Annotated in this window: 15 protein-coding genes and 1 pseudogene; 9 read left to right on the forward strand and 7 right to left on the reverse strand. The window is 68.3% G+C overall.

Annotated features, from left to right (window positions below):
* A pseudogene (locus tag WAL33_RS12175) lies at window positions 1–335 on the reverse strand (ATP-dependent DNA helicase); the annotation flags it as partial.
* A 103-nt stretch (window positions 336–438) separates the two neighbouring features.
* Between WAL33_RS12175 and WAL33_RS12180 the strand changes: the two are divergent.
* Window positions 439–1,215 (forward strand): SIMPL domain-containing protein, encoded by a 777-nt coding sequence (locus WAL33_RS12180; protein WP_422181773.1) that lies wholly within the window; start codon window positions 439–441, stop codon window positions 1,213–1,215.
* A 5-nt stretch (window positions 1,216–1,220) separates the two neighbouring features.
* Here WAL33_RS12180 and WAL33_RS12185 read toward each other — a convergent pair whose 3' ends face one another.
* Window positions 1,221–2,174: a tetratricopeptide repeat protein gene (locus WAL33_RS12185; RefSeq protein WP_422181775.1), complete on the reverse strand. Its 954-nt coding sequence runs from the start codon at window positions 2,172–2,174 to the stop codon at window positions 1,221–1,223.
* Between the two features lie 130 nt (window positions 2,175–2,304).
* Here WAL33_RS12185 and WAL33_RS12190 point away from each other — a divergent pair, with 130 nt between their 5' ends.
* The 3 genes from WAL33_RS12190 (at window position 2,305) to WAL33_RS12200 (ending at window position 6,185) form a co-directional block, all read left to right on the forward strand.
* Window positions 2,305–4,875, forward strand: a complete 2,571-nt coding sequence (locus WAL33_RS12190) for a ligase-associated DNA damage response DEXH box helicase (protein WP_422181777.1) — start codon at window positions 2,305–2,307, stop codon at window positions 4,873–4,875.
* Between the two features lie 39 nt (window positions 4,876–4,914).
* Window positions 4,915–5,619, forward strand: coding sequence for a ligase-associated DNA damage response endonuclease PdeM (gene pdeM, locus WAL33_RS12195; protein ID WP_422181867.1), 705 nt, complete (start codon window positions 4,915–4,917; stop codon window positions 5,617–5,619).
* A 71-nt stretch (window positions 5,620–5,690) separates the two neighbouring features.
* Window positions 5,691–6,185, forward strand: coding sequence for a hypothetical protein (locus WAL33_RS12200; protein ID WP_422181779.1), 495 nt, complete (start codon window positions 5,691–5,693; stop codon window positions 6,183–6,185).
* Between the two features lie 6 nt (window positions 6,186–6,191).
* On the opposite strand, the gene WAL33_RS12205 is transcribed toward WAL33_RS12200, so the two are convergent.
* Together WAL33_RS12205 and WAL33_RS12210 are read right to left on the reverse strand one after the other, a co-directional pair.
* On the reverse strand, window positions 6,192–6,671 hold the full coding sequence (locus tag WAL33_RS12205) for a DUF3429 domain-containing protein (protein ID WP_422181781.1): 480 nt from the start codon (window positions 6,669–6,671) through the stop codon (window positions 6,192–6,194).
* A 189-nt stretch (window positions 6,672–6,860) separates the two neighbouring features.
* Window positions 6,861–9,854, reverse strand: coding sequence for a peptidoglycan-binding protein (locus tag WAL33_RS12210; RefSeq protein WP_422181783.1), 2,994 nt, complete (start codon window positions 9,852–9,854; stop codon window positions 6,861–6,863).
* Between the two features lie 213 nt (window positions 9,855–10,067).
* Between WAL33_RS12210 and WAL33_RS12215 the strand changes: the two genes are divergently transcribed.
* The gene (locus WAL33_RS12215; protein WP_422181785.1) at window positions 10,068–10,280 is read left to right on the forward strand and encodes a hypothetical protein; all 213 of its coding nucleotides are present in this window, start codon (window positions 10,068–10,070) and stop codon (window positions 10,278–10,280) included.
* Here WAL33_RS12215 and WAL33_RS12220 read toward each other — a convergent pair.
* On the reverse strand, window positions 10,240–11,913 hold the full coding sequence (locus WAL33_RS12220; protein ID WP_422181787.1) for a phosphatidylglycerol lysyltransferase domain-containing protein: 1,674 nt from the start codon (window positions 11,911–11,913) through the stop codon (window positions 10,240–10,242). The two genes, WAL33_RS12215 and WAL33_RS12220, sit on opposite strands and share 41 nt — an antisense overlap.
* Before the next feature lie 199 nt (window positions 11,914–12,112).
* On the opposite strand from WAL33_RS12220, the gene WAL33_RS12225 reads away from it, so the two are divergent.
* From WAL33_RS12225 to WAL33_RS12240, 4 genes are all read left to right on the forward strand, one after another.
* Window positions 12,113–13,318, forward strand: a complete 1,206-nt coding sequence (locus WAL33_RS12225; protein WP_422181789.1) for an acyl-CoA dehydrogenase family protein — start codon at window positions 12,113–12,115, stop codon at window positions 13,316–13,318.
* Window positions 13,319–13,322: 4 nt separating this feature from the next.
* Complete coding sequence (locus tag WAL33_RS12230; RefSeq protein ID WP_422181791.1) at window positions 13,323–13,934, forward strand: 2-hydroxychromene-2-carboxylate isomerase; 612 nt, start codon at window positions 13,323–13,325, stop codon at window positions 13,932–13,934.
* Between the two features lies 1 nt (window position 13,935).
* Window positions 13,936–15,084: an acyl-CoA dehydrogenase family protein gene (locus WAL33_RS12235; protein ID WP_422181793.1), complete on the forward strand. Its 1,149-nt coding sequence runs from the start codon at window positions 13,936–13,938 to the stop codon at window positions 15,082–15,084.
* Window positions 15,085–15,457: 373 nt separating this feature from the next.
* Window positions 15,458–16,153 (forward strand): Crp/Fnr family transcriptional regulator, encoded by a 696-nt coding sequence (locus tag WAL33_RS12240; RefSeq protein WP_422181795.1) that lies wholly within the window; start codon window positions 15,458–15,460, stop codon window positions 16,151–16,153.
* A 6-nt stretch (window positions 16,154–16,159) separates the two neighbouring features.
* Here WAL33_RS12240 and pyk read toward each other — a convergent pair whose 3' ends face one another.
* Together pyk and WAL33_RS12250 are read right to left on the reverse strand one after the other, a co-directional pair.
* A complete protein-coding gene (pyk, locus tag WAL33_RS12245) occupies window positions 16,160–17,590 on the reverse strand; it encodes a pyruvate kinase (protein ID WP_422181797.1) in 1,431 nt (476 codons plus the stop codon).
* Between the two features lie 255 nt (window positions 17,591–17,845).
* Window positions 17,846–18,868, reverse strand: a complete 1,023-nt coding sequence (locus WAL33_RS12250; protein WP_422181799.1) for a LacI family DNA-binding transcriptional regulator — start codon at window positions 18,866–18,868, stop codon at window positions 17,846–17,848.
* Between the last annotated feature and the right edge of the window lie 104 nt (window positions 18,869–18,972).

Consider the following 18,972-nt stretch of genomic DNA (forward strand, 5'->3'; position numbering starts at 1 on the left):
GTCTGGGCCTGGGCCGCCGCGCCCTTGGGCTCGGGCAGACCCAGGGCCGTGGCCAGGCCCACGGCCGACGGCGCGCAGAAGGTGGCGGGACGGGTGAAGGCATAGAGCTCCAGCACGTCAAAGATCCCGCGCGCCCGGGCCGGGGTCTGCAGGTTCAGCCGCTTGGCGGTCATCGAGGCATGGGCGACCAGCACCGGCCCGTATTCAAACAGATCGCGCGCGTCGGGCGTGCGCAGGACGCGCCCCTCGCCCGAGCCGTCGGCCACGCCGGCGCGCGGGCCGGGCAGAACCACCAGGGCGGGGGCAAGATCGAGGGCGGGAATCTGTGCGGTCACGCGCCCTTTTAGCGGATCGGCGGCAGAAACGGAACGGGAACAATCCACAGCTTGGCGAGAGCCCAAGGCTCTGCCATGGTTACAACCTCAAATGGACAAATCGATGCGCCTCCTCGTCCTCGTCAGCCTGCTCGGGATCGCTCCCTCGCCGCTCTTGGCCCAAACTCTGGACCCGACCAAGCCGACGATCACGGTGATCGGCGACGGTCGCGCTGAGACCCCGGCGGAGTTCGCCTGGCTGTCGTTCAACCTGCGCGGCGAAGGTCCTACCTCGCCCGAGGCGGTCACGGCCCTGACCACTACCCACCGCAAGCTGGACGCCAGCTTCAGGGCTCTGCCGGGCAAGCCCGCGCTGGAGACGCGCGACGGCACGCTCTCCATCCGGGAAGTCCGCCCCAAGGCGTGCACGGTCAACTATGGCGCGCCCAATCTCAGCACCGGCGAATGCGCGGTGATCGGCAGCATCGCCACCACAAACGTTCAGGTGAAGGTCACGCCGGCCAAGCAGGTCGGCGACGTCGCCTCGCTGGCGGCCCAACTTGGCGCCGCCGACGTCAACGTCAGCAATGGCGGTTTGACCGACACTCAGCCGCTGGAGGACAAGGCCATGCGGTTGGCGGTCGCCGACGCCAGGCGCCAGGCCCAGCTGATCGCAGACGCATCCGGGCGCACGCTGGGTTCGATCTTGCGCATCCAGGACTCGCAGACCAGCGTGAACAGCCCTCTCCCGATGCCGCCACCGCCAGCGCCACCGCCCGCCTACGAGGCCCGGGAGGACATCGTGATTTCCGCCGCCAAGCTTGCGGCGCCCCTGGCCATGACGCCGCCGACGATCACGCGCGCGGCGCGGGTGAGCGTGACCTACAGCCTGCTGCCCTAGAAGGTTCAGGCGATCGGGGTTTCCGACGACCCGCCCTCAAGGCGCTCGACGGCGTCCTCGGCCATCTCGGCCACTTCAGCGTCGTCGCTCTCGGCCGCCATCCGGTACAGCTGCACAGCCTTGGCGCGGCTGGCTTTCACACCTTCGCCGTCCTCGTACATCTGGCCCAGGTCGTAATAGGCCGCCAGGTTGCCGGCGCTGGCCGACAGGGCGAAGAGGCGCAGGGCCTTTTCCAGATCGACCTCGACCCCCTCGCCGTTGCGAAAGGCGGCCGCGACATTGGCCATGGCCACCGCCGAGCCCTGCTGCGCCGCGTCCGCGTAGAGCGTCAGGGCCTGTCCCTCGTCGACCGGCACGCCATACCCCTGCAGATAGTACGAACCCAGGTCATTGATCGCGTCGACCGAGCCGGCGGCGGCCGCCTCGCGCATCCAGGCCACGGCCTGAGTCTCATTGGCGGGCACGCCGCGGCCCAGCTGATAGGCCAGGGCCAGCTTGTACATGCCGCCCTCGTCGCCGCCGGCGGCCGCGCGCCAGTACCAGCCCAGGGCCTGGGTCAGGTCGTCAGAGCTGACCTCGTAGACCAGGCCGGCGTTGTAGGCGCCCAGGGCGTCGCCGTTGGCGGCGGCGGCCTTGTACAGCGACAGGGCCTTGGCCTCGTCCTGGTCCAGGTCCTCGCCCGCGAAATAGAGGTTGCCCAAGGCGATCATGCAGTCGGTGTCGCCGGCCCTGACTCCGACGTTGAGCCAGCGCACCGCGGCGTCGACGTCGCGCTGGTCGCCCTTGGCGTTCAGATAGCTGTCAGCGAGCAGGTCATAGGCGCTGACGTCGCCGGCCTGGGCGCGACGCAGCAGTTCGGTGCGGGCGGGCTCGTCGCGCCCTGCGGGCGCCGCCCAGACCGGGGCGCCCGTCGCCAGCATCGCCGCCACGGCCAAGCCCGCCAGGCCGCTCTTCGCCATCCATCCCATCGTCGCACGCCCCCAACGGTCTGAAACCACGGATGGACTCGCGTATCATTCTTGTCAAAAGACCGGAAAGCGGCAGGTAGCCGCATGGAAACGGAACGGGAACATGCTATAGGCCTGGGCAATGCTCGCGGCGACCGCCCTTCCTGCACGCTTTCAAGAGTGGTTCGCCTCGCGCGGGTGGGCGCCGCGGCCGCATCAGTTGGCCATGATCGAGAAGGGCCGACAGGGCCGCGACGCCCTGCTGATCGCCCCCACCGGCGGGGGCAAGACCCTGGCGGGTTTCCTGCCCAGCCTGATCGAACTGGCCGAACGTCCGCCACGCAACACCCCGGCCGGCGTGCACACCCTCTACATCTCGCCGCTCAAGGCCCTGGCGGTCGATATCGAGCGCAACCTGGCCACGCCGATCCGCGAGATGGGCCTGAACATCGTCGCTGAAAGCCGCACCGGCGACACCGGCGAGGCCCGCAAGCAGCGCCAGCGCCTGCGGCCGCCCGACATCCTGCTGACCACCCCCGAACAGCTGGCCCTGTTCTGCGCCTGGGAGGGCGCCCGGGGCTATTTCGCCGACCTGTCGTGCGTGATCATCGACGAGGCCCACGCTCTCTGGCCGTCCAAGCGCGGCGACCTGCTGTCGCTGGGCCTGGCGCGGCTGCAGGTGTTCGCCCCGAACCTGCGGCGGGTCGGTTTGTCGGCGACGGTGGACGATCCGGACCTGTTGCGGCGGTGGCTGGGCTGGAACCGTCCGAGCCCTCTCCCTGTGGGGGAGGCGACGCGAAGCGTTGGTGGGGGGAGTCTTGATGAGCCACCCCCTCTCCCCTCCGTCGATCTTCCATCGACACCTCCCCCACAGGGGGAGGACCTTCATTCCGTTGATCTCGTCCTGGGTTCCGGCGGCGCGCAGCCGATCGTCGAGGTGCTGGTGTCCGGCGGCAAGGTGCCGTGGGCCGGGCACACGGCCCAGCACGCCATGGCCGAGATCTACGAGATCATCAAAGGCGCCAAGACCGCCCTGGTCTTCGTCAACACCCGCTTTCAGGCTGAGTTCGCCTTCCAGGAGCTGTGGAAACTGAACGATGACGGCCTGGCCATCGCCCTGCACCACGGCAGCTTGGCGGCCGAGCAGCGGCGCAAGGTCGAGGCCGCCATGGCGCGCGGCGAGATCCGGGCCGTGGTTTGCACCTCGACCCTGGACATGGGCATCGACTGGGGCGACGTGGACCTGGTGATCCAATTGGCCGCGCCGAAGGGCGCTTCGCGGATGGTCCAGCGGATCGGCCGCGCCAACCACCGCCTGGACGAGCCCTCGCGCGCCATCCTGGCCCCGGCCAACCGCTTCGAATATCTGGAGTGCCGCGCCGCCGCCGACGCCATCCTGGGCGGCCACCTGGACGGCGAGCCGGCCCGCACCGGCACGCTGGACACCCTGGCCCAGCACATCATGGGCTGCGCGTGTTCCGAACCCTTCGCCCTGACCGACCTCTATGACGAGATCCGCACGTCCGGCCCCTATGCCGACCTGTCGTGGGAGGACTTCGAGACCGTCGTCGACTTCGTCTCGACCGGCGGCTACGCGCTTCGCACCTACGACAAGTTCCGCCGCATCGTGCCCGGCCAGGACGGGCTGTGGCGGGCCCGAAACGCCCAGGCCGTGCTGGCCCACCGGATGAACATCGGGGCCATCGTCTCGCCGGCCATGATCAATGTGCGGATCGGCGGTGGAAAGCGACCGATGGGCGGGCGTAAGGTCGGCGAAGCCGAGGAAGGCTTCTTCGAGGCGATGAAGCCCGGCGACACCTTCGTCTTCGCCGGCCAGGTCTGGCGGTTCAACAGCCTGGTCGGGGCCGACGCCTTCGTCACCCCCGCCCCGGACAAGGACCCGATGATGCCCAGCTGGGGCGGGTCGAAGTTCCCGCTGTCGACCTATCTGGCCGGGCGCGTGCGGGCGATGATGCACGACGAGCGGGAGTGGCCCGCCCTGCCCCCTGACGTCCAGGAATGGCTGAACTACCAGAAGGTCCGCTCGATCATGCCCGAGCAGGACGAGATGCTGCTGGAGACCTTCCCGCACGGCAAACGGTTCCATCTGGTCTGCTATCCCTTCGAGGGCCGCCTGGCCCACACCACCCTGGCCATGCTGTTGACCCGGCGGCTGGATCGGCTGGGCGTCGGCCCGCTGGGTTTCGTGGCCAACGACTACGCGGTCGCCATCTGGTCGCTGAAGCCGATGGACGGGCTCGACCTGGACGAGCTGTTCGCCCAGGACATGCTGGGCGACGACCTGGAGGCCTGGCTGGACGAGAGCTTCCTGATGAAGCGGGCCTTCAAGGCCTGCGCCCTGATTTCCGGCCTGATCGAGCGCCGCCATCCGGGTCAGGAGAAGTCGGGCCGTCAGGTGACCTTCTCGACCGACTTGATCTACGATGTCCTGCGCCGCCACCAGCCCGACCACCTGCTGCTGCGCTGCGCCCGCGCGGACGCGGCGACAGGGTCGCTGGACGTGGCGCGGCTGGGCGACCTGCTGGCGCGGATCGGCGGCGGCCGGATTCGCCATGCGGCGCTGGATCACGTTTCGCCGTTCGCCGTGCCGATCATGCTGGAGATCGGCCGTGAACGCGCGCCGGGCGACGCGGCCGGGGAAATGATCCTGGCCGAGGCCGAGGAAGACCTGATCGCCGAGGCGATGGCTTAGTGAGCGGCTTTTTGTGAGGGTGTGGGCGACGTGACCAGTCTGGCGTTCCAAATCGGCGATTGCGGCGGCCTGCGGATCCAGATCGCGGGCGCGCCCGCCGTGCTGCGCCACTCCGGAGCCCTATGGCTCGAAGCGGAGCGCACGATGGTCGTGGCCGATCTGCACTTCGAGAAGGGCAGCAGCTACGCCGCCCGCTTTGGCCAGATGCTGCCGCCCTACGACACGCGCGAGACCCTGGACCGGCTGGAGCGGGAATTGGCGTCGCTGTCGCCCGCGACCCTGGTCTTCCTGGGCGACAGCTTCCACGACGGGGCCGGCGAGGATCGGCTGCCGGGCGATGACCGGGCCCGCATCGCCGCCCTGGCCCTGGGCCGGCAACTGGTCTGGGCGGTGGGCAATCACGACGCGGACGGCCCCCGCGCCCTGCCCGGCGACGTCGTCGACGAGGCGAGGATCGCCGGCCTGACCTTCCGCCACGAGCCCCTGCCCGGCGCCCAGCCTGGCGAGGTGGCCGGCCACCTGCATCCGGCCGCCAAGGTGACCAGCGGCCGGGCCACCATCCGACGGCGCTGCTTCGTCACCGACGGCGCGCGGTTGATCCTGCCGGCCTTCGGGGCCTTCACGGGCGGGCTGAACATCCTGGACCAGGCGTTCGCGCCACTGTTCGGCGGCCCGCCCCTTGCCGCCGCCCTGGGTCCTCGGCGCGTGCACGCGGTCGGTTGGAAGTCGCTGCGCCCGGACTAGGCCGCAATCGGACGGATCACCCTTCGCGTCCGGGCGTTTGATCCCCGGGACATTGGAAATGGAGAACCGTTATGCGACCGATCCTGATCGGCGTCGGCGCTGTTCTGGCCCTGTCGGCGCCGCTGGCCGCCATGGCCGGCGAAGCCCCGGTAAAGACCGTGGCCAAGCTCGACGCCAAGGACCCGAAATACGACACCGAAGCTTGTAAGGCGCTGCGCGCCAAGGCGATCGACTACGAGAAGCCCGGCCTGCTCAACAAGGCGCTCAGCATGGGCGGCAACGCCGTCGTGCCGTTCGCCGGCACCGTGGCCTCGGCAGCTTTGGGCATGCAGCAGGGCGGCAAGGAAGAAAAGCTCAGCAAGCAGGTGGCGGTGGCCTGCGTTTCGGACCCGCTGAACGAGGAAACGCCGCTGATCAATGCGCCGAAAGCCGAGGTCGTCCCGGTGGTCGACGCTCCGAAGGCCAAGGCGGCCCCGGTGGTCGTGGTCGCCGCGCCGGTGGCCGATGTCGCCACGACCGGGGCGGTGAACGCGGCTGCGACCGAAACGGTGGCCACCACGCAGTAGTCGATCCTAGAGGTGGAGGGCTTGCTCCAGGGCGAAGGCCAGGGAGATGGCCGCGCCGGACGTCAGCAGGGTGCGCAGGCGTGGGCGCCAGGCGGGTCCGTCATGGTTGGTCACGTCCCACAGCCATTGCAGGATGAAGACCAGCAGGAAGCCCGAAAGCTGCCAGGCCGGCTCGAACTTCAGACCGCCCAGCAACAGGCCGAAACCGGCCAGGGGGAACAGAAGCGACAGGCCCAGGGTGAGCCAGCGGGGGTTGGCGCGTTCGATCTCGAGGCCGCAACGCACGCCGCCCAGGTAAGACATCATGGCGCTTGAATAGGCCAGCAGGCTGATCAGCGCGACCTGACGCAGGTCGATCGGGCCGTAGCAGAACAGGACCGAGCAGATGACGAAGGGTATCAGAGTGGCCAGGCCGCAAACCCATACGGCCGGGGGAACCGGCACGCGATCTTGCGGATGATCGGCCGCTGCTGCTTCAAACGCCATGTCTACTCCTTAGAGCGCGAGCTCCGACGCGCGCCCTTCCCCCCGGAAGGGGCGACTATTACCGAGGTCGGCCCATAGGTCCACGGACGATATTCGGCAACGGGCCGCGGCTTGTGGACAAGGCGGGGTGGGTGTTCGACCGCAAAGGCTTTCAGAACTTGGCTTTGGGGACGAAATAACCGACCGGACTCAGCGAGCCCAGGTCGACAAATGGCTGAGGGTTTCGCCGTCAAGCGCCCCGGAGGTCTGGAGATTCTGGTCGCGTTGATAGGCGGCGATGGCCATCTGCAGGGCCGGCGAGGTGACGCCGTCCTGCGGGCCTTGATAGTAGCCCAGCTTGGACAGGGCGCGCTGGGCGGTGGCCAGGCCCGCGCTGGGCGCGACGGCCGAGGCGACGGCCTGAACGGGTTCAGCGGCCTGCGAGCGGAAGGCGCTGGCCGAACGCTCGGCGATCCGCTGACCTTCAGTGGTCAGTTGGGCGCGCAGGGCCATGGCCCGGGCGCGCGAAGCGGTGTCGCCCGACCGCGCCGCGATCAGGTACCACTTGTAGGCCTCGGTGGGGTTCTGGCTGACGCCCCAACCGCCTTCATAGAGCTGGGCGAGATTGAACTGGCTGTCGACCAGACCCAGGTCCGACGCCTTGCGGAACCAGCTCGCGGCCTTGGTCGAGTTCCGCTCGCCGCCGTCGCCCTTGTAGTAGTAGAGGGCCAGGTTGTGCATGGCGCGGGCTTCGCCGGCCGTGGCGGCGCGCTCGGTCCAGCGACGGGCTTCGGCGAGATCTTTCCTCACCCCGCCCTCGCCGGCTTCGTACAGCTTGGCTAGGTAGAATTGGGCGCGCGGCAAGCCCAGATTGGCGGCCTTGCGCAGGCTTTCCAGACCCGTGCGGTCCTTGGCCTCGATGCGGCGTACGCCCTCGTCGTAGAGAAGCTGGGCGTTCTCGCCGGGTTGAACGGCGGCGGGCGCGGCCGGGATCGCCTCAACGGACGTCGGAGAGGCAAGCGCCACGGCGGCTCGGGCGCCGGCGAGATTGGCGTCGATCTCGGCGGTGCGGATCTCGCCCGTCGACTTGCCGGACACGCCTTGGGCCACGCGCTCGGGGAGCGGGCCCGTGGGGTGGAGCGAACTGATGACGACGCCGGCGGCGCCGGCGCAGGTGAAGGCGGCGACGGCCGAGACCATCAGCGCGGTCTTCATGCCGCCCTTCTTGGCCTTCTTCTCCGAGCCCTTGGCGCCGAAACCGGCGAACAGCGAGGCGCCGGCCTTTTTGATCTTTTCCTTGCCCTTGGCGTCGCCGGTCAGAGCCGCCTGGCGGGCGGCGGCCCGGGCCTGCTCGATGACTTCGCGCGTCGACAGCGGGCGCGGCGGCGCGGACGGTTCTTGCGGGGCGGAGAACTCAGCCGAGGCGAACTCGGCGGCGGCGAACTCGGGGACGCCGAACTGCGGAGTCGAGAAATCGCTGGCGTCTTCGGCTTCCAGCTCGAACGCCGTTTCCGGTTCCAAGGCCGAGGTGAAGCCGTCGGCGGCCTCGAAATCCTCTTCGTCGAACTCGAGGGCGGACGGCCCGCTGGAGGGGAAGGCTGTGGAGTCGAACACCTGAGCCTCGAACGCGGTCGAGGCGACGTTACGGGCGGGAATGGCGGCGGCCGGCTGATCGAAAACATCATCGAGAACGGTCTCGCCGTCCGGCGAAGCGTGCTCATCGTCGTCGAACGACGCCGAGACGGGATTTTCGGGCGGCGCGGCCGCGACGGCGGCCTGTTCGGCCAGGCGGCGTTGCGCCTCGCCCAATGTGGCGTCGATCTTTTCGCGGGCTTCCTCCAGCAGGCGCGCCGTGCGCTCCTCGCTCTGGCGGATGCGGTCGACCAACTCCTGGGACGTGCGCTCGTGACGCTGGTTCAGGCGATCGGTGACACGGGTGACCTGGTCGCCGACGTCGTCAATGGCCAGGGCGTTGCGGCGTTCGGCGGCGCCGATCCGCTCTGCCAGCTTCTCGGTGATCCGAGCGATTTCCGTACCGAGCTTCTCGAGGGCCTGGGCCTGGACGCTGTCGGCGCGGTTCAGCTTCTGGTCGATGCTGGAGGCGACCTGTTCGATGGCGGCGGCGTTGCGGGCTTCGGAGGTCTGGACGCGGCGGTTCAGGGCGTCAGCCATGCTGACCACCTCGTGACCCATGCGCTCGATGGCCTGGGCAGAGCGCTGCTCGGCGGCCTGCACGTGGGCGGTCATCTCGCCCAGCTTGTGCTCCATGCGGTCGAAGCGGCCGTCGGCGGATTCGCGCAGCTTGGCGGCCATTTCCAGGCGGGCGGCCTCCATGCGTTCGGTCAGGCTGCCGGTCAGGTCGTCCAGGCGCTTCTGGACGCCTTCGCCCGGCGCGCCGTTTTCGACGGTCTGCAGACGGCCGTCCAGGGCGCTGAACGAGGCGTTCAAGGCATGCAGGGCTTCGGCGGTGCGGGCCTCGGCCGCTTCCAGACGCTGACCCAGGCGGGCCACGACCTCTTCGACCAGAGCCGACGGATCGCCGCCCGCGACGCCCGCCTGGCTGTCCAGCCGCTGTTCCAGATGGGCGATGGTCTCCCGTGTGCGGGCTTCGCCTTCGTAGAGGTGGCCGGCGACCTTGCCCAAGGCGCCTTCAAGCGCTCGCAGCGCCTCGGCCGAGCGCGGGCCGGCGGCTTCGGCCTCGATACGGCGCAAGCGTTCGGCGGCGCGGTTCTGGTCGGTCTTGATCTCGCCCACCGCGCCCTCGAAGCGGGCCGCCACGGCGACCTGCTCGCGCTCGGCGGCGACGAGACGCTGGAGAGCGTCGCGCACGGACTCGTCGATGCCGGTGATGGCCTGGGCCGAACGCTTCTCGGCCGCCTCGATGCGGTCGGTCAGGCGGTCCAGGGCGACAGCCACGCGGCCGACCTCGTCGGCGGGATGTTCGCGGGCTTCGATGCGCGACAGCGCGCCGCCACGGGCGGTTTCGTAATAGGAAGGGTTGGTGCGGTCGTTGTTGACCGCCAGGGAAGGACGATTGGGTTGGCCGAAGGCTTCGAGAGAGGAGGCGTCGAAACCCTCACCCTCGATGATCATGCGGTTGAGCCACTCACCGAGCGTCATGCCGGAGCGACGCGCGAGGTCTTTGGCGACCTCACGTGCCTTGGGGTCGATCCCCTTAACGCTCCATGGCGCAGCGGCCGTCATCCGAATCGTTCCCTATGCACCTGGGAACCAACGCTAGTCACCGATTCCTAGCGTGTAAACGCGACCTCAACCGCTACATATAGTTACGGCCAAGATTAACTGTGGATGGTTAACAGGCACACCTTCTCAACGTGTGTACCTAAGATTCGGCTGCACGTGGTTAACGCGTGTTAACGATTTGCATGGCCGATTGTCGCAGGCCATGAGAGGCGAATGGACCTTTCTACGACCATCGTCAGCGCCGTCATCGCCCTGCTGTTCACCGTGTTCTGCGGCTGGCGCGGAGCCCGTCCGATCAATGTTTTAAAGGGTCCGCGCATGATGCCGTGGCGTCCGCTGATGGTGGCCGGCGCCCTGGCGACCCTGCTTCTGGCGGCTCATATCCTCAATCTTCTGGGGATGAAGACGGGCGACCCGCGCTACTAGGTCGCGGCCTTTTCGTCAGGCCGGAGACGCCGCCGGACGACAACAGGCCGATATCGGCGAGCAGAAATGGGATCGTCCACTTGTGAGGCGCGGCAATGTAACGCGGCTGCCAGACCGGATCGTACTTGTCCTTGTACCGTCGCACGCCCTGGAAATTGTATATTTCCTCGCCACGCTCATAGAGCAGTCGGCCCACGCGCGACATGATCGGGGCCAGCGGACGGTCTTCCAAGCCGGCCAGCGGAGCCACCCCGAACTCGAACGCCTGGTAGCCTTGCTCCTTGCCCCAGCCCAAGAGCTCGACGAACAGGTAGTCCATGACGTTCTTGGGCGCGTCGTCCGAATAGCGCATCAGGTCCATCGAGAACGAGACCTTGCCCGCGGTGGTCCACAGGGTGGCGAAGGCGACGATCTGGTCCTCGACCCGCACCAGGGCGACCGGGAACTCGGCCACGTAGCGCTCGTCGAAGCCGCCCATCGAGAAGCCCTTCTCGCCGCCGGCATGGTGGGCCAGCCAGGCGTCGGAGATCGCCTTCAGCTGCGGCATGACCGTGTGAACCTGCTCGGCCGGCAGCACCTCGAAGGCCGCCCCGCCCTCCCCGGCCTTGCGCCAGTTGCGGCGCAGCACCTCGCGGCGGCGGCCGGCCAGGGAGAAGGCCTCCAGCGGCACCGCGGCGCTCTCGCCGGTCTTCTGGATGGCCAAACCCAGGTCGACGCTGTCGGGCAGGTCGGCGGGGCCCAGGGCGTAGAAGCCGGCGCGGGCGGCATGCGCGTCGGCCAGTTCGCGGAACCGCCAGAACAGCTCCATGCGCTCGTCGTCGCGCCCGATCGGCGGACCCATGGCGATCCACGAGCGGCCGCGCACGCCGAACATCAGGAAGCTCTCGCCCGAGGCCGAGAACAGGAAGCGCTTGTCGCCCAGCAGGGCCAGGTTCGAGGACGGTTCGGCGTTTTCGGCCTTGGCCAGGATGGCGCGGACGCGATCGAACTCCGGATCGGTGTCGTCGACCACCGGCGGGGTGGCCGGCGTCGCGATCAGCCGCCACACGCCGATGGCCATCAGCACGATGGCGGCGGCGGCCGACGAGCGGATGGCCCGGGCCACTTCGCGGTCCCCGATCGTCTTCATCACAGATTGGTCGGCATATTCGGTGTGGGCGAAGGTCCACCAGCCGCACAGGGCCACTCCAACCAGGGCCGCCGCCGCCGACAACAGCCAGCCAGGCGTGATCTCCATCCGCGACAGGGCCGCTTTGCGCGGGAAGGCTTCGTGGAACGGCAGCATGGCCAGCAGGATGGCCGCCAGGATGACGGTCTCTTCCCAGTTCAAGCCCTTGAACAGCGCCAGGACGGCCCCGCCGGCCAGGGTGAACAGCGCCGCCCACCAGGCCGCGTCCAGGCGCGCGCGCAGGCCGAAGGCCAGCAGGATCAGGACCAGGCCCAGGATAGACGAGACGAAGTGGCTGATCTCGATCAGCGGGCCGGGCGCGACAGCCACCCAGATCGCGAAGCGGGTCGGCTCGGACGGCGTCGCGCCCGAGGCCAGCAGCAGGATCCCGGCGCAGGCCGCCAGGATGGCCGACAGCGTCGGCGCGACGGCAAGGAAGGCTGGCCTCAGTTGCGGCGCGGACATCAAGACCCCTGATCGGCGAATCCCGGCGGGACACGTCACCAGCCCTTCTATAGCGCGGCTCGCCCCCAGCGGGCGCCCGCCGCGTGGCGAACAGGTGTTTGAATCAACTTGCCCCCATCGTTTCATCGCGTAGTCTGCCGGCCGAACGGCGCGGATAAGCGCCGCGAACGACAAGGCGAACCGGTTAGGGAGAACGGCCATGGCGGATTTCGGCGGCGGCGAACTGGACACCTTCCGAGCCGAGACGCGCGCTTGGCTTGAACAAAGCTATCCCGCGTCGCTGAACGCCCCGATGGGCGAGGACGACGCGCCCTGGGGCGGCAAGAAGTTCAAGTGGAAGGACCCCGACGCCAAGCTGTGGCTGGACCGCATGGCCGAGCGCGGCTGGACCGCGCCGATGTGGCCCAAGGAATACGGCGGCGGCGGCCTGTCCAAGGCTCAGAACAAGGTGCTGGAGCAGGAGCTCCGCCGCCTCAAGGCCCGCCCAGCCCTGATGAGCTTCGGCATATGGATGCTTGGGCCGGTGCTGCTGGAATACGCCACCGAGGAACAGAAGCAGCGCTTCCTGCCGCAGATCGTGCGCGGCGAAATCCGCTGGTGCCAGGGCTATAGCGAGCCGGGCGCCGGTTCGGACCTGGCCTCCCTCCAGACCAAATGCGAAGACAAGGGCGACCACTGGCTGATCAACGGCCAGAAGGTGTGGACCAGCTACGCCGACCAGGCCGACTGGATCTTCTGCCTGGTGCGCACCGACACCACCAAGAAGCACGAGGGCATCTCGTTCGTGCTGTTCGACATGACCTCGCCGGGCGTGGAGGCCCGGCCAATCAAGCTGATCAGCGGCTCCTCGCCGTTCTGCGAGACCTTCTTCGACAATGTGAAGGTCCCCAAGGAACAGCTGGTGGGCAAGGTCAACGGCGGCTGGGACATCGCCAAGCGGCTGCTGCAGTACGAACGCCAGAACATTTCGGCCTCGGGCTTCGGCGGCGGCGGCGGACTGGACCTGGTCGACGTGGCCAAGAAGGAGATCGGGGTCGACGCTTCGGGCAGGCTGGCCGACGGCGACTTGCGGGCCCGCATCGCCCATCACCGCATGGACGCCCATGCCTTCATGCTGACCGTGCGCCGCGCCGAGACGGAGTCCAAGCAGGGCTCGGGGCCCAGCGCCGCCGTGTCGATCATCAAGTACGCCGCCGCCAAGATGAACCAGGAGCGCACCGAGCTGCTGGTCGAGGCCATGGGCCTGCAAGGTCTGGGCTGGGAAGGCGCTGGCTTCGACAAGGACGAACTGGCCGTGCCGCGCGCCATGCTGCGCGCCAAGGGCAACTCGATCGAAGGCGGCACCAGCGAGGTCAACCTCAACGTCGTGGCCAAGCGGGTGCTCGGGCTGCTGGACCATCAGTAGTCCGATGATCGAGTTCTGGTACGACTTCGCCTCGACCTATTCCTACCCCGCCGCCATGCGCGTCGAGGCGATGGCCCAGCGCGCGGGCGTGGCGGTGGCGTGGCGACCGTTCCTGCTGGGGCCGATCTTTCATGACCAGCAGGGCCTGAACGACAGCCCGTTCAACGCCTTCCCGGTCAAGGGCGACTACATGTGGCGTGACCTGCAGCGGGTCTGCGACATGGAGGGCCTGCCGCTTGTCCATCCCAGCCAGTTCCCGCGTAACAGTCTGCTGGCGGCTCGCGTCGCGATCTGCGGGCTGGACGACGGCTGGACCCCGGCTTTCAGCCGCGCGGTTTACCAGGCCAATTTCGTCGACGACCAGGACATCTCGAAGCCCGAAGTGCTGGCCCCGCTGATCGCCTCGGTCGGCGCCGGGCCTGACGAGGTGCTGGCCGCCGCGGCCACCGATCCCATCAAGACCCGCCTGAAGGATCACGTCCGCCAGGCCCAGGAGCGCGGCCTGTTCGGCGCGCCCTCCTTCCTCACCGCCGACGGCGAGCTCTTCTGGGGCAACGACCGTCTCGAACAGGCCCTCGACTGGGCCGTCCGTCATCAAAATCCGGAGCATGCCTGACATGGCCGTCCTGACCGAAGAACAGACCATGCTGCGCGACGCCGCCAAAGGCTGGGCGCAGGACAGCGCGCCCGTCGGGGCCCTGCGCAAGCTGCGCGACAGCGGCTCTAAGCAGAGCTTCGACCCGGCGACCTGGAGCGAGATGGGAGCCATGGGCTGGGCCGGCGTCGTCGTGCCCGAGGACCACGACGGCTCGGCCTTCGGCTATCTGGGCCTGGGGCTGATCCTGGAAGAGACGGGCCGCAACCTGGTGGCTTCCCCCCTGCTCTCCACCGCCCTGGTCGCCGCCTCGGCCCTGGTGCTGGGCGGCTCGGACGCCCAGAAGACCGCCTGGCTGCCGAAGATCGCGGCGGGAGAAGCCGTCGCGACCCTAGCGGTGGACGAAGGCGCGCATCACGCGCCGCTGAATACGGCGCTGCGCGGCGACAAGGTCGGCGACGGCTTCGTCCTGAACGGGACCAAGACGTTCGTGATCGACGGCGAGGCCGCCGACCTGTTGATCGTCGCCGCCCGCACCTCGGGCGCGCCCGGCGACAGCGACGGGATCACCCTGTTCCTCGTACCCGGCGACGCCAAGGGCGTGACCCGCACGCACCTGGCCCTGATCGACAGCCGCGGCGCAGCCCAGATCAGCTTCGACAAGGTCGAGGTCGGCGCCGACGCGGTGCTGGGCGAGGTTGGCCAGGGCTGGGCGATCCTGGAGCTGGTGCTGGACCGCGCCTATGCGGGCCTGGCCGCCGAGATGCTGGGCACGGCCACGGCCGCCTTCGAGATCACGCTCGACTACATCAAGACCCGCACCCAGTTCGGCCAGCTCATTGGTACTTTTCAGGCCCTGCAGCACCGTGTGGCCAAGCTGTTCACCGACCTGGAGACCACCCGCTCCTGCGTCGAGGCCGCCCTGGAAGCCGCCGACGCCCATTCTTCTACAGGGGCCGGGGACACCCGCTTGCTGGCCTCGCTGGCCAAGGCCAAGGCGTCCGAAGTGCTGCACCTGGCGTCCAACGAGATGGTCCAGATGCACGGCGGCATCGGCATGACCGACGCCCACGACGCCGGCCTCTACATGAAGCGCGCGCGCGTCGCTGAAGCCTTGTTCGGCTCGGCTTCGTTCCATCGCGACCGCTACGCGAGGCTGTCGGGCTTCTAGTCCACACTGGCTCATCCCGGCGAACGCGGGATGAGCCAGTGTGCGGGGAAACCAAGCGGCCCGTGCGCCAGACCTCGACGGCGACGGCCGAGGCGCGCCGCTAAGACATCACGTGTCGTTCCAAGGAAAGAAAACACCGCATCCGCCTTGGCCAACGAAAGTTCACGCAGATGCACGTTCGCGCACCAGGCCGGCGTTGTGAACTGTTCCTGTAATGTCGGGTTTCCGACGCATTCAATAGCGATTTCGGAACGCTGTGCAGCGTTCTACATTTGTGTCGACTACTCGACAGCACCGTCCCGGGTTCCAACCTATAGCTTCGAATCTTTACCGCATACCGGTGATCGATTCGCTCGACGGGACTGTCGCACCCTTGAAAAATCGTCTGCTCGCCGCCCTGCCGTCCGAGGATTTCGGGCTGATCTCCCCCCAACTCACTCATCATGAGCTGGAAAAGGGCCGCCATCTGTATGATCCAGGCGACCAGGTCGAGCACGTCTATTTCCCGCACGACTGTGTCATCTCGCTGATGACCTTGATGGAGAATGGCGCGGCGATCGAGTCGGCGCCGGTGGGCCGCGAAGGCGCCCTGGGTCTGATGGCCGCCGTAGCGCCGCGCCAGTCGCTGGTGCGGGCCATCGTCCAGGCCCCCGGCTTCGCCTCGCGGATCAGCGCCTCAGCTCTGCATGACGCCTGGATCCGCAGTCCCACTCTGCGACATCTGATCGACCGTCACAACGAGGCGCTGTTCGGTCATGCGATCCAGTCGGTGGCCTGCAACGCCCTGCACGGCGTCGAGGCCCGCTTCTGTCGCTGGCTGCTGTCTTGCCGCGACCGCATCGACGGCGACACCATCAGCCTGACCCAGGAATTCCTGGCCGACATGCTGGGCGTCCAGCGCACCACCGTCACGGCGGTGGCCGGTTCGCTGCAGGCCAAGGGTTTGATCCGCTATCGTCGCGGTGTCGTCGACATCCTGGATCGCGCCGGCCTGGAGGCCATCACCTGCGAGTGCTACGCCGCTGTGCGGCGGGGTTACGAGCGCCTGCTGCCGCTTCCCTTCGGCTGAGGCCCGCTACCGTTTGCGCGTCGGAAACGGCGCGTGAGCCAGGCGCAGCAGATTGGCCGCCCCGGGCGCTCCGAACGGCGTGCCGGCGACGATCAGAACGCGCTCGCCAGGGCCCACCAGATTCAGTTCGACCGCCTTGGCGACGGCGTCCGAGGTGACCACCTCCAGGCTGTCGGGCTGACCGCTGACCCGGGCCTCCACGCCCCAGACCAGGCACATGCGCCGCACGGCCTCGATGCGCGGCGACAGGGCCAATACGGGCTGCAGCGGCCGCTCGCGGGCCAGGCGGCGGGCGGTGGCGCCGGTGGTGGTGAAGGCCACCAGGCACTTGGTCGAGCCGGCCTTGGCGGCCTGGGCGGCGGCGACCACCAGGACGTCGGCGTCCTCGTCGTCGTGCGGTTGTTCGGCCTGCATCAGCTCGGGCCAGCGCGGGTCGCGCTCCACGCGCTCGATGATGCGGCTCATCATCGTCACGGCTTCCTCGGGATAATCGCCCGCTGCGCTTTCCGCGGAAAGCATGACCGCGTCCGCGCCCTCGTAGACGGCATTGGCGACGTCCGAGGCCTCGGCCCGCGTCGGGGTCGGTGAGCTGGTCATGGATTCCAGCATCTGAGTGGCGACGATCACTGGAATGCCGCGCTCGCGGGCGGCCCGCAGGATGACCTTCTGGGCGACCGGCACTTCTTCCGGCGCCATCTCGACGCCCAGATCGCCGCGCGCCACCATCACCCCGTCGCAAAGATCGAGGATCGGGCCGAGGACTTCCAGGGCCTGCGGCTTTTCGATCTTGGCCAGCACGGCGGCGCGCCCTTCGACGATGCGGCGCAGCTCGGCCATGTCTTCGGGCGCCTGCACGAACGACAAGGCCACCCAGTCGACGCCCAGGCGCAGGGCGAAGGCCAGGTCCTCGCGATCCTTCGGCGTCAGGGGCGACATCGGAATCACGACATCCGGCACGGCCACGCCCTTGCGTTCCGACAGCTTGCCGCCGTTGACGACCGTGGTGTTGGCGTAGCCTGGCCCGGCGTCGGTCACCGTCATCCGCAGCTTGCCGTCGTCCAGCAGCAGGGTCGCGCCCGGCCGCATGGCCACCAGGATCTCGGGATGCGGCAGGTGCACCCGAGTCTCGTCGCCCGGCGTCGGATCATTATCGAACCGGAAGGCCTGGCCGGCCTTCAGCGTCACCGGGCCGTCGGCGAACTTGCCCACGCGCAGCTTGGGGCCTTGCAGGTCGGCCAGGATGCCCAGCGGGCGATCGACGACCTTCTCAGCCGCGCGGATGGCCTCGTAGGCGGCGGCGTGGTTGTCGTGACTGCCGTGGCTGAAGTTCAGGCGGAAGACGTCCGCCCCAGCCCTGGCGAGCGTGACGATCATCTCCGGCGAGTTGCTGGCCGGGCCGATGGTGGCGACAATGCGGGAGCGGCGCGCGCGGATCATGAACCTGCTCCGGAGAGGCTATAAAATGCTGCAATGCGGCAAGAAATGCCGCAGAGCGGAAAGGATTTGCTTCGGGCGAACGCCATTCTCGAATTTCGCACCTGACAACGTTGTCTAACGGTCCGAGCCTGGATTCGCCATCGCTGACTTAACGTCAACTCCAAAGCCTTTCCACCTCCATAAGAAATATGGCGCGTGGCGGACTTGGGCTTTGAACGCTCAGGCGGACTTCGGGTCGCGTCGAAGGACTCGAGCCTAACCGCCGATCCGACCGGTGGACTCACGGACCACCAGCTCGAAGTCCAGCAGACGCGATGGCGGCGGCGCATCGCCCTCCGCGCGGGTCGCGCCGCTCAGCAGCAGGTCGGCGGCGGCGGCGGCCATGGCCTGGATCGGCTGGCGCACCGTGGTCAGCTGCGGCCAGACGACCTTGGCGCCGGGCGTGTCGTCAAAGCCGGCCACCGACAAGGTCTGGGGCACTTCCAGGCGCAGGCGGTTAGCCACCGCCATCACGCCCAGGGCCATGTCGTCATTGGAGGCGAAGATCGCCGTGGGCCGATCGCTGCGGTTCAACAGCCGCTCGGCCGCCTCGAAGCCGGAGCGAAACGAGAACCAGCCCTGCTCGACATGCTCCGGACGCACAGCGTGGCCGTGCTCCTTCATCGCCGCCACATAGCCCTCGTAACGCAGGTGCGAGGCGCCGTGCTCGGGGTGGCCCTTGATGAAGCCGATGTCGGTGTGGCCCAGGCTGATCAGGTGGGCGGTCATCTCATAGGCGGCGCGCACGTCGTCCATGCGCACGTGGGCCGAGCGGTCCAGGTCCTGGTCCGGCGACAGCCGCACATAGGGCACGCCCTCGGCCTCCAGCACGTCCAGCACGGCGACGTTGTCGCACACAGGCGGCGTCAGGATCACCCCGTCCATTCGCAAGGTGTGCAGCATAGGCTCCACCTGGGCCGCCACGTCGCCGGTCGAGTCCAGCGGTTCGACGATCAGGTGGTAGCCCTCCTGACGACAGCGGGCGATCGCGCCCAGCTGCACGTCGGTGACGTAGGCTGGGCTGGGATTGTCGAAGAACACCCCGATCAGATAGGCCTTCGAGCCCGCCAAGCTGCGGGCCGAGATGTTGGGCCGATAGTTCAGGGCGGCGACGGCTTCCTGCACGCGGACGCGGGTGTCGTTCTTGACGTTCGGCTCGCGGTTCAGCACCCGCGAAACGGTCTTGATCGATACGCCCGACATGCGGGCGACCTCGTGGATCGTAACCTTGGAACTCAAGACCGGCCTCGCGAAACGTCGGAAATATCGACAAGCGACGCAATAAAGGCATGACAGCCTTGTCAAGGCGAGCCCACTTCAGGTGGAAAACTCGCCTTGGGTGA

This window comes from Caulobacter sp. (assembly GCF_049283275.1).
Taxonomy (GTDB): domain Bacteria; phylum Pseudomonadota; class Alphaproteobacteria; order Caulobacterales; family Caulobacteraceae; genus Caulobacter.

Excerpts from the sequence above, each read along its gene's own strand:
- WAL33_RS12180 (WP_422181773.1), top strand. The coding sequence starts at position 439 with ATGCGCCTCCTCGTCCTCGTCAGCCTGCTCGGGATCGCTCCCTCGCCG.
- WAL33_RS12185 (WP_422181775.1), bottom strand. The coding sequence starts at position 2,174 with ATGGCGAAGAGCGGCCTGGCGGGCTTGGCCGTGGCGGCGATGCTGGCG.
- WAL33_RS12190 (WP_422181777.1), top strand. The coding sequence starts at position 2,305 with ATGCTCGCGGCGACCGCCCTTCCTGCACGCTTTCAAGAGTGGTTCGCC.
- WAL33_RS12200 (WP_422181779.1), top strand. The coding sequence starts at position 5,691 with ATGCGACCGATCCTGATCGGCGTCGGCGCTGTTCTGGCCCTGTCGGCG.
- WAL33_RS12205 (WP_422181781.1), bottom strand. The coding sequence starts at position 6,671 with ATGGCGTTTGAAGCAGCAGCGGCCGATCATCCGCAAGATCGCGTGCCG.
- WAL33_RS12210 (WP_422181783.1), bottom strand. The coding sequence starts at position 9,854 with ATGACGGCCGCTGCGCCATGGAGCGTTAAGGGGATCGACCCCAAGGCA.
- WAL33_RS12215 (WP_422181785.1), top strand. The coding sequence starts at position 10,068 with ATGGACCTTTCTACGACCATCGTCAGCGCCGTCATCGCCCTGCTGTTC.
- WAL33_RS12220 (WP_422181787.1), bottom strand. The coding sequence starts at position 11,913 with ATGTCCGCGCCGCAACTGAGGCCAGCCTTCCTTGCCGTCGCGCCGACG.
- WAL33_RS12225 (WP_422181789.1), top strand. The coding sequence starts at position 12,113 with ATGGCGGATTTCGGCGGCGGCGAACTGGACACCTTCCGAGCCGAGACG.
- WAL33_RS12230 (WP_422181791.1), top strand. The coding sequence starts at position 13,323 with ATGATCGAGTTCTGGTACGACTTCGCCTCGACCTATTCCTACCCCGCC.
- WAL33_RS12235 (WP_422181793.1), top strand. The coding sequence starts at position 13,936 with ATGGCCGTCCTGACCGAAGAACAGACCATGCTGCGCGACGCCGCCAAA.
- pyk (WP_422181797.1), bottom strand. The coding sequence starts at position 17,590 with ATGATCCGCGCGCGCCGCTCCCGCATTGTCGCCACCATCGGCCCGGCC.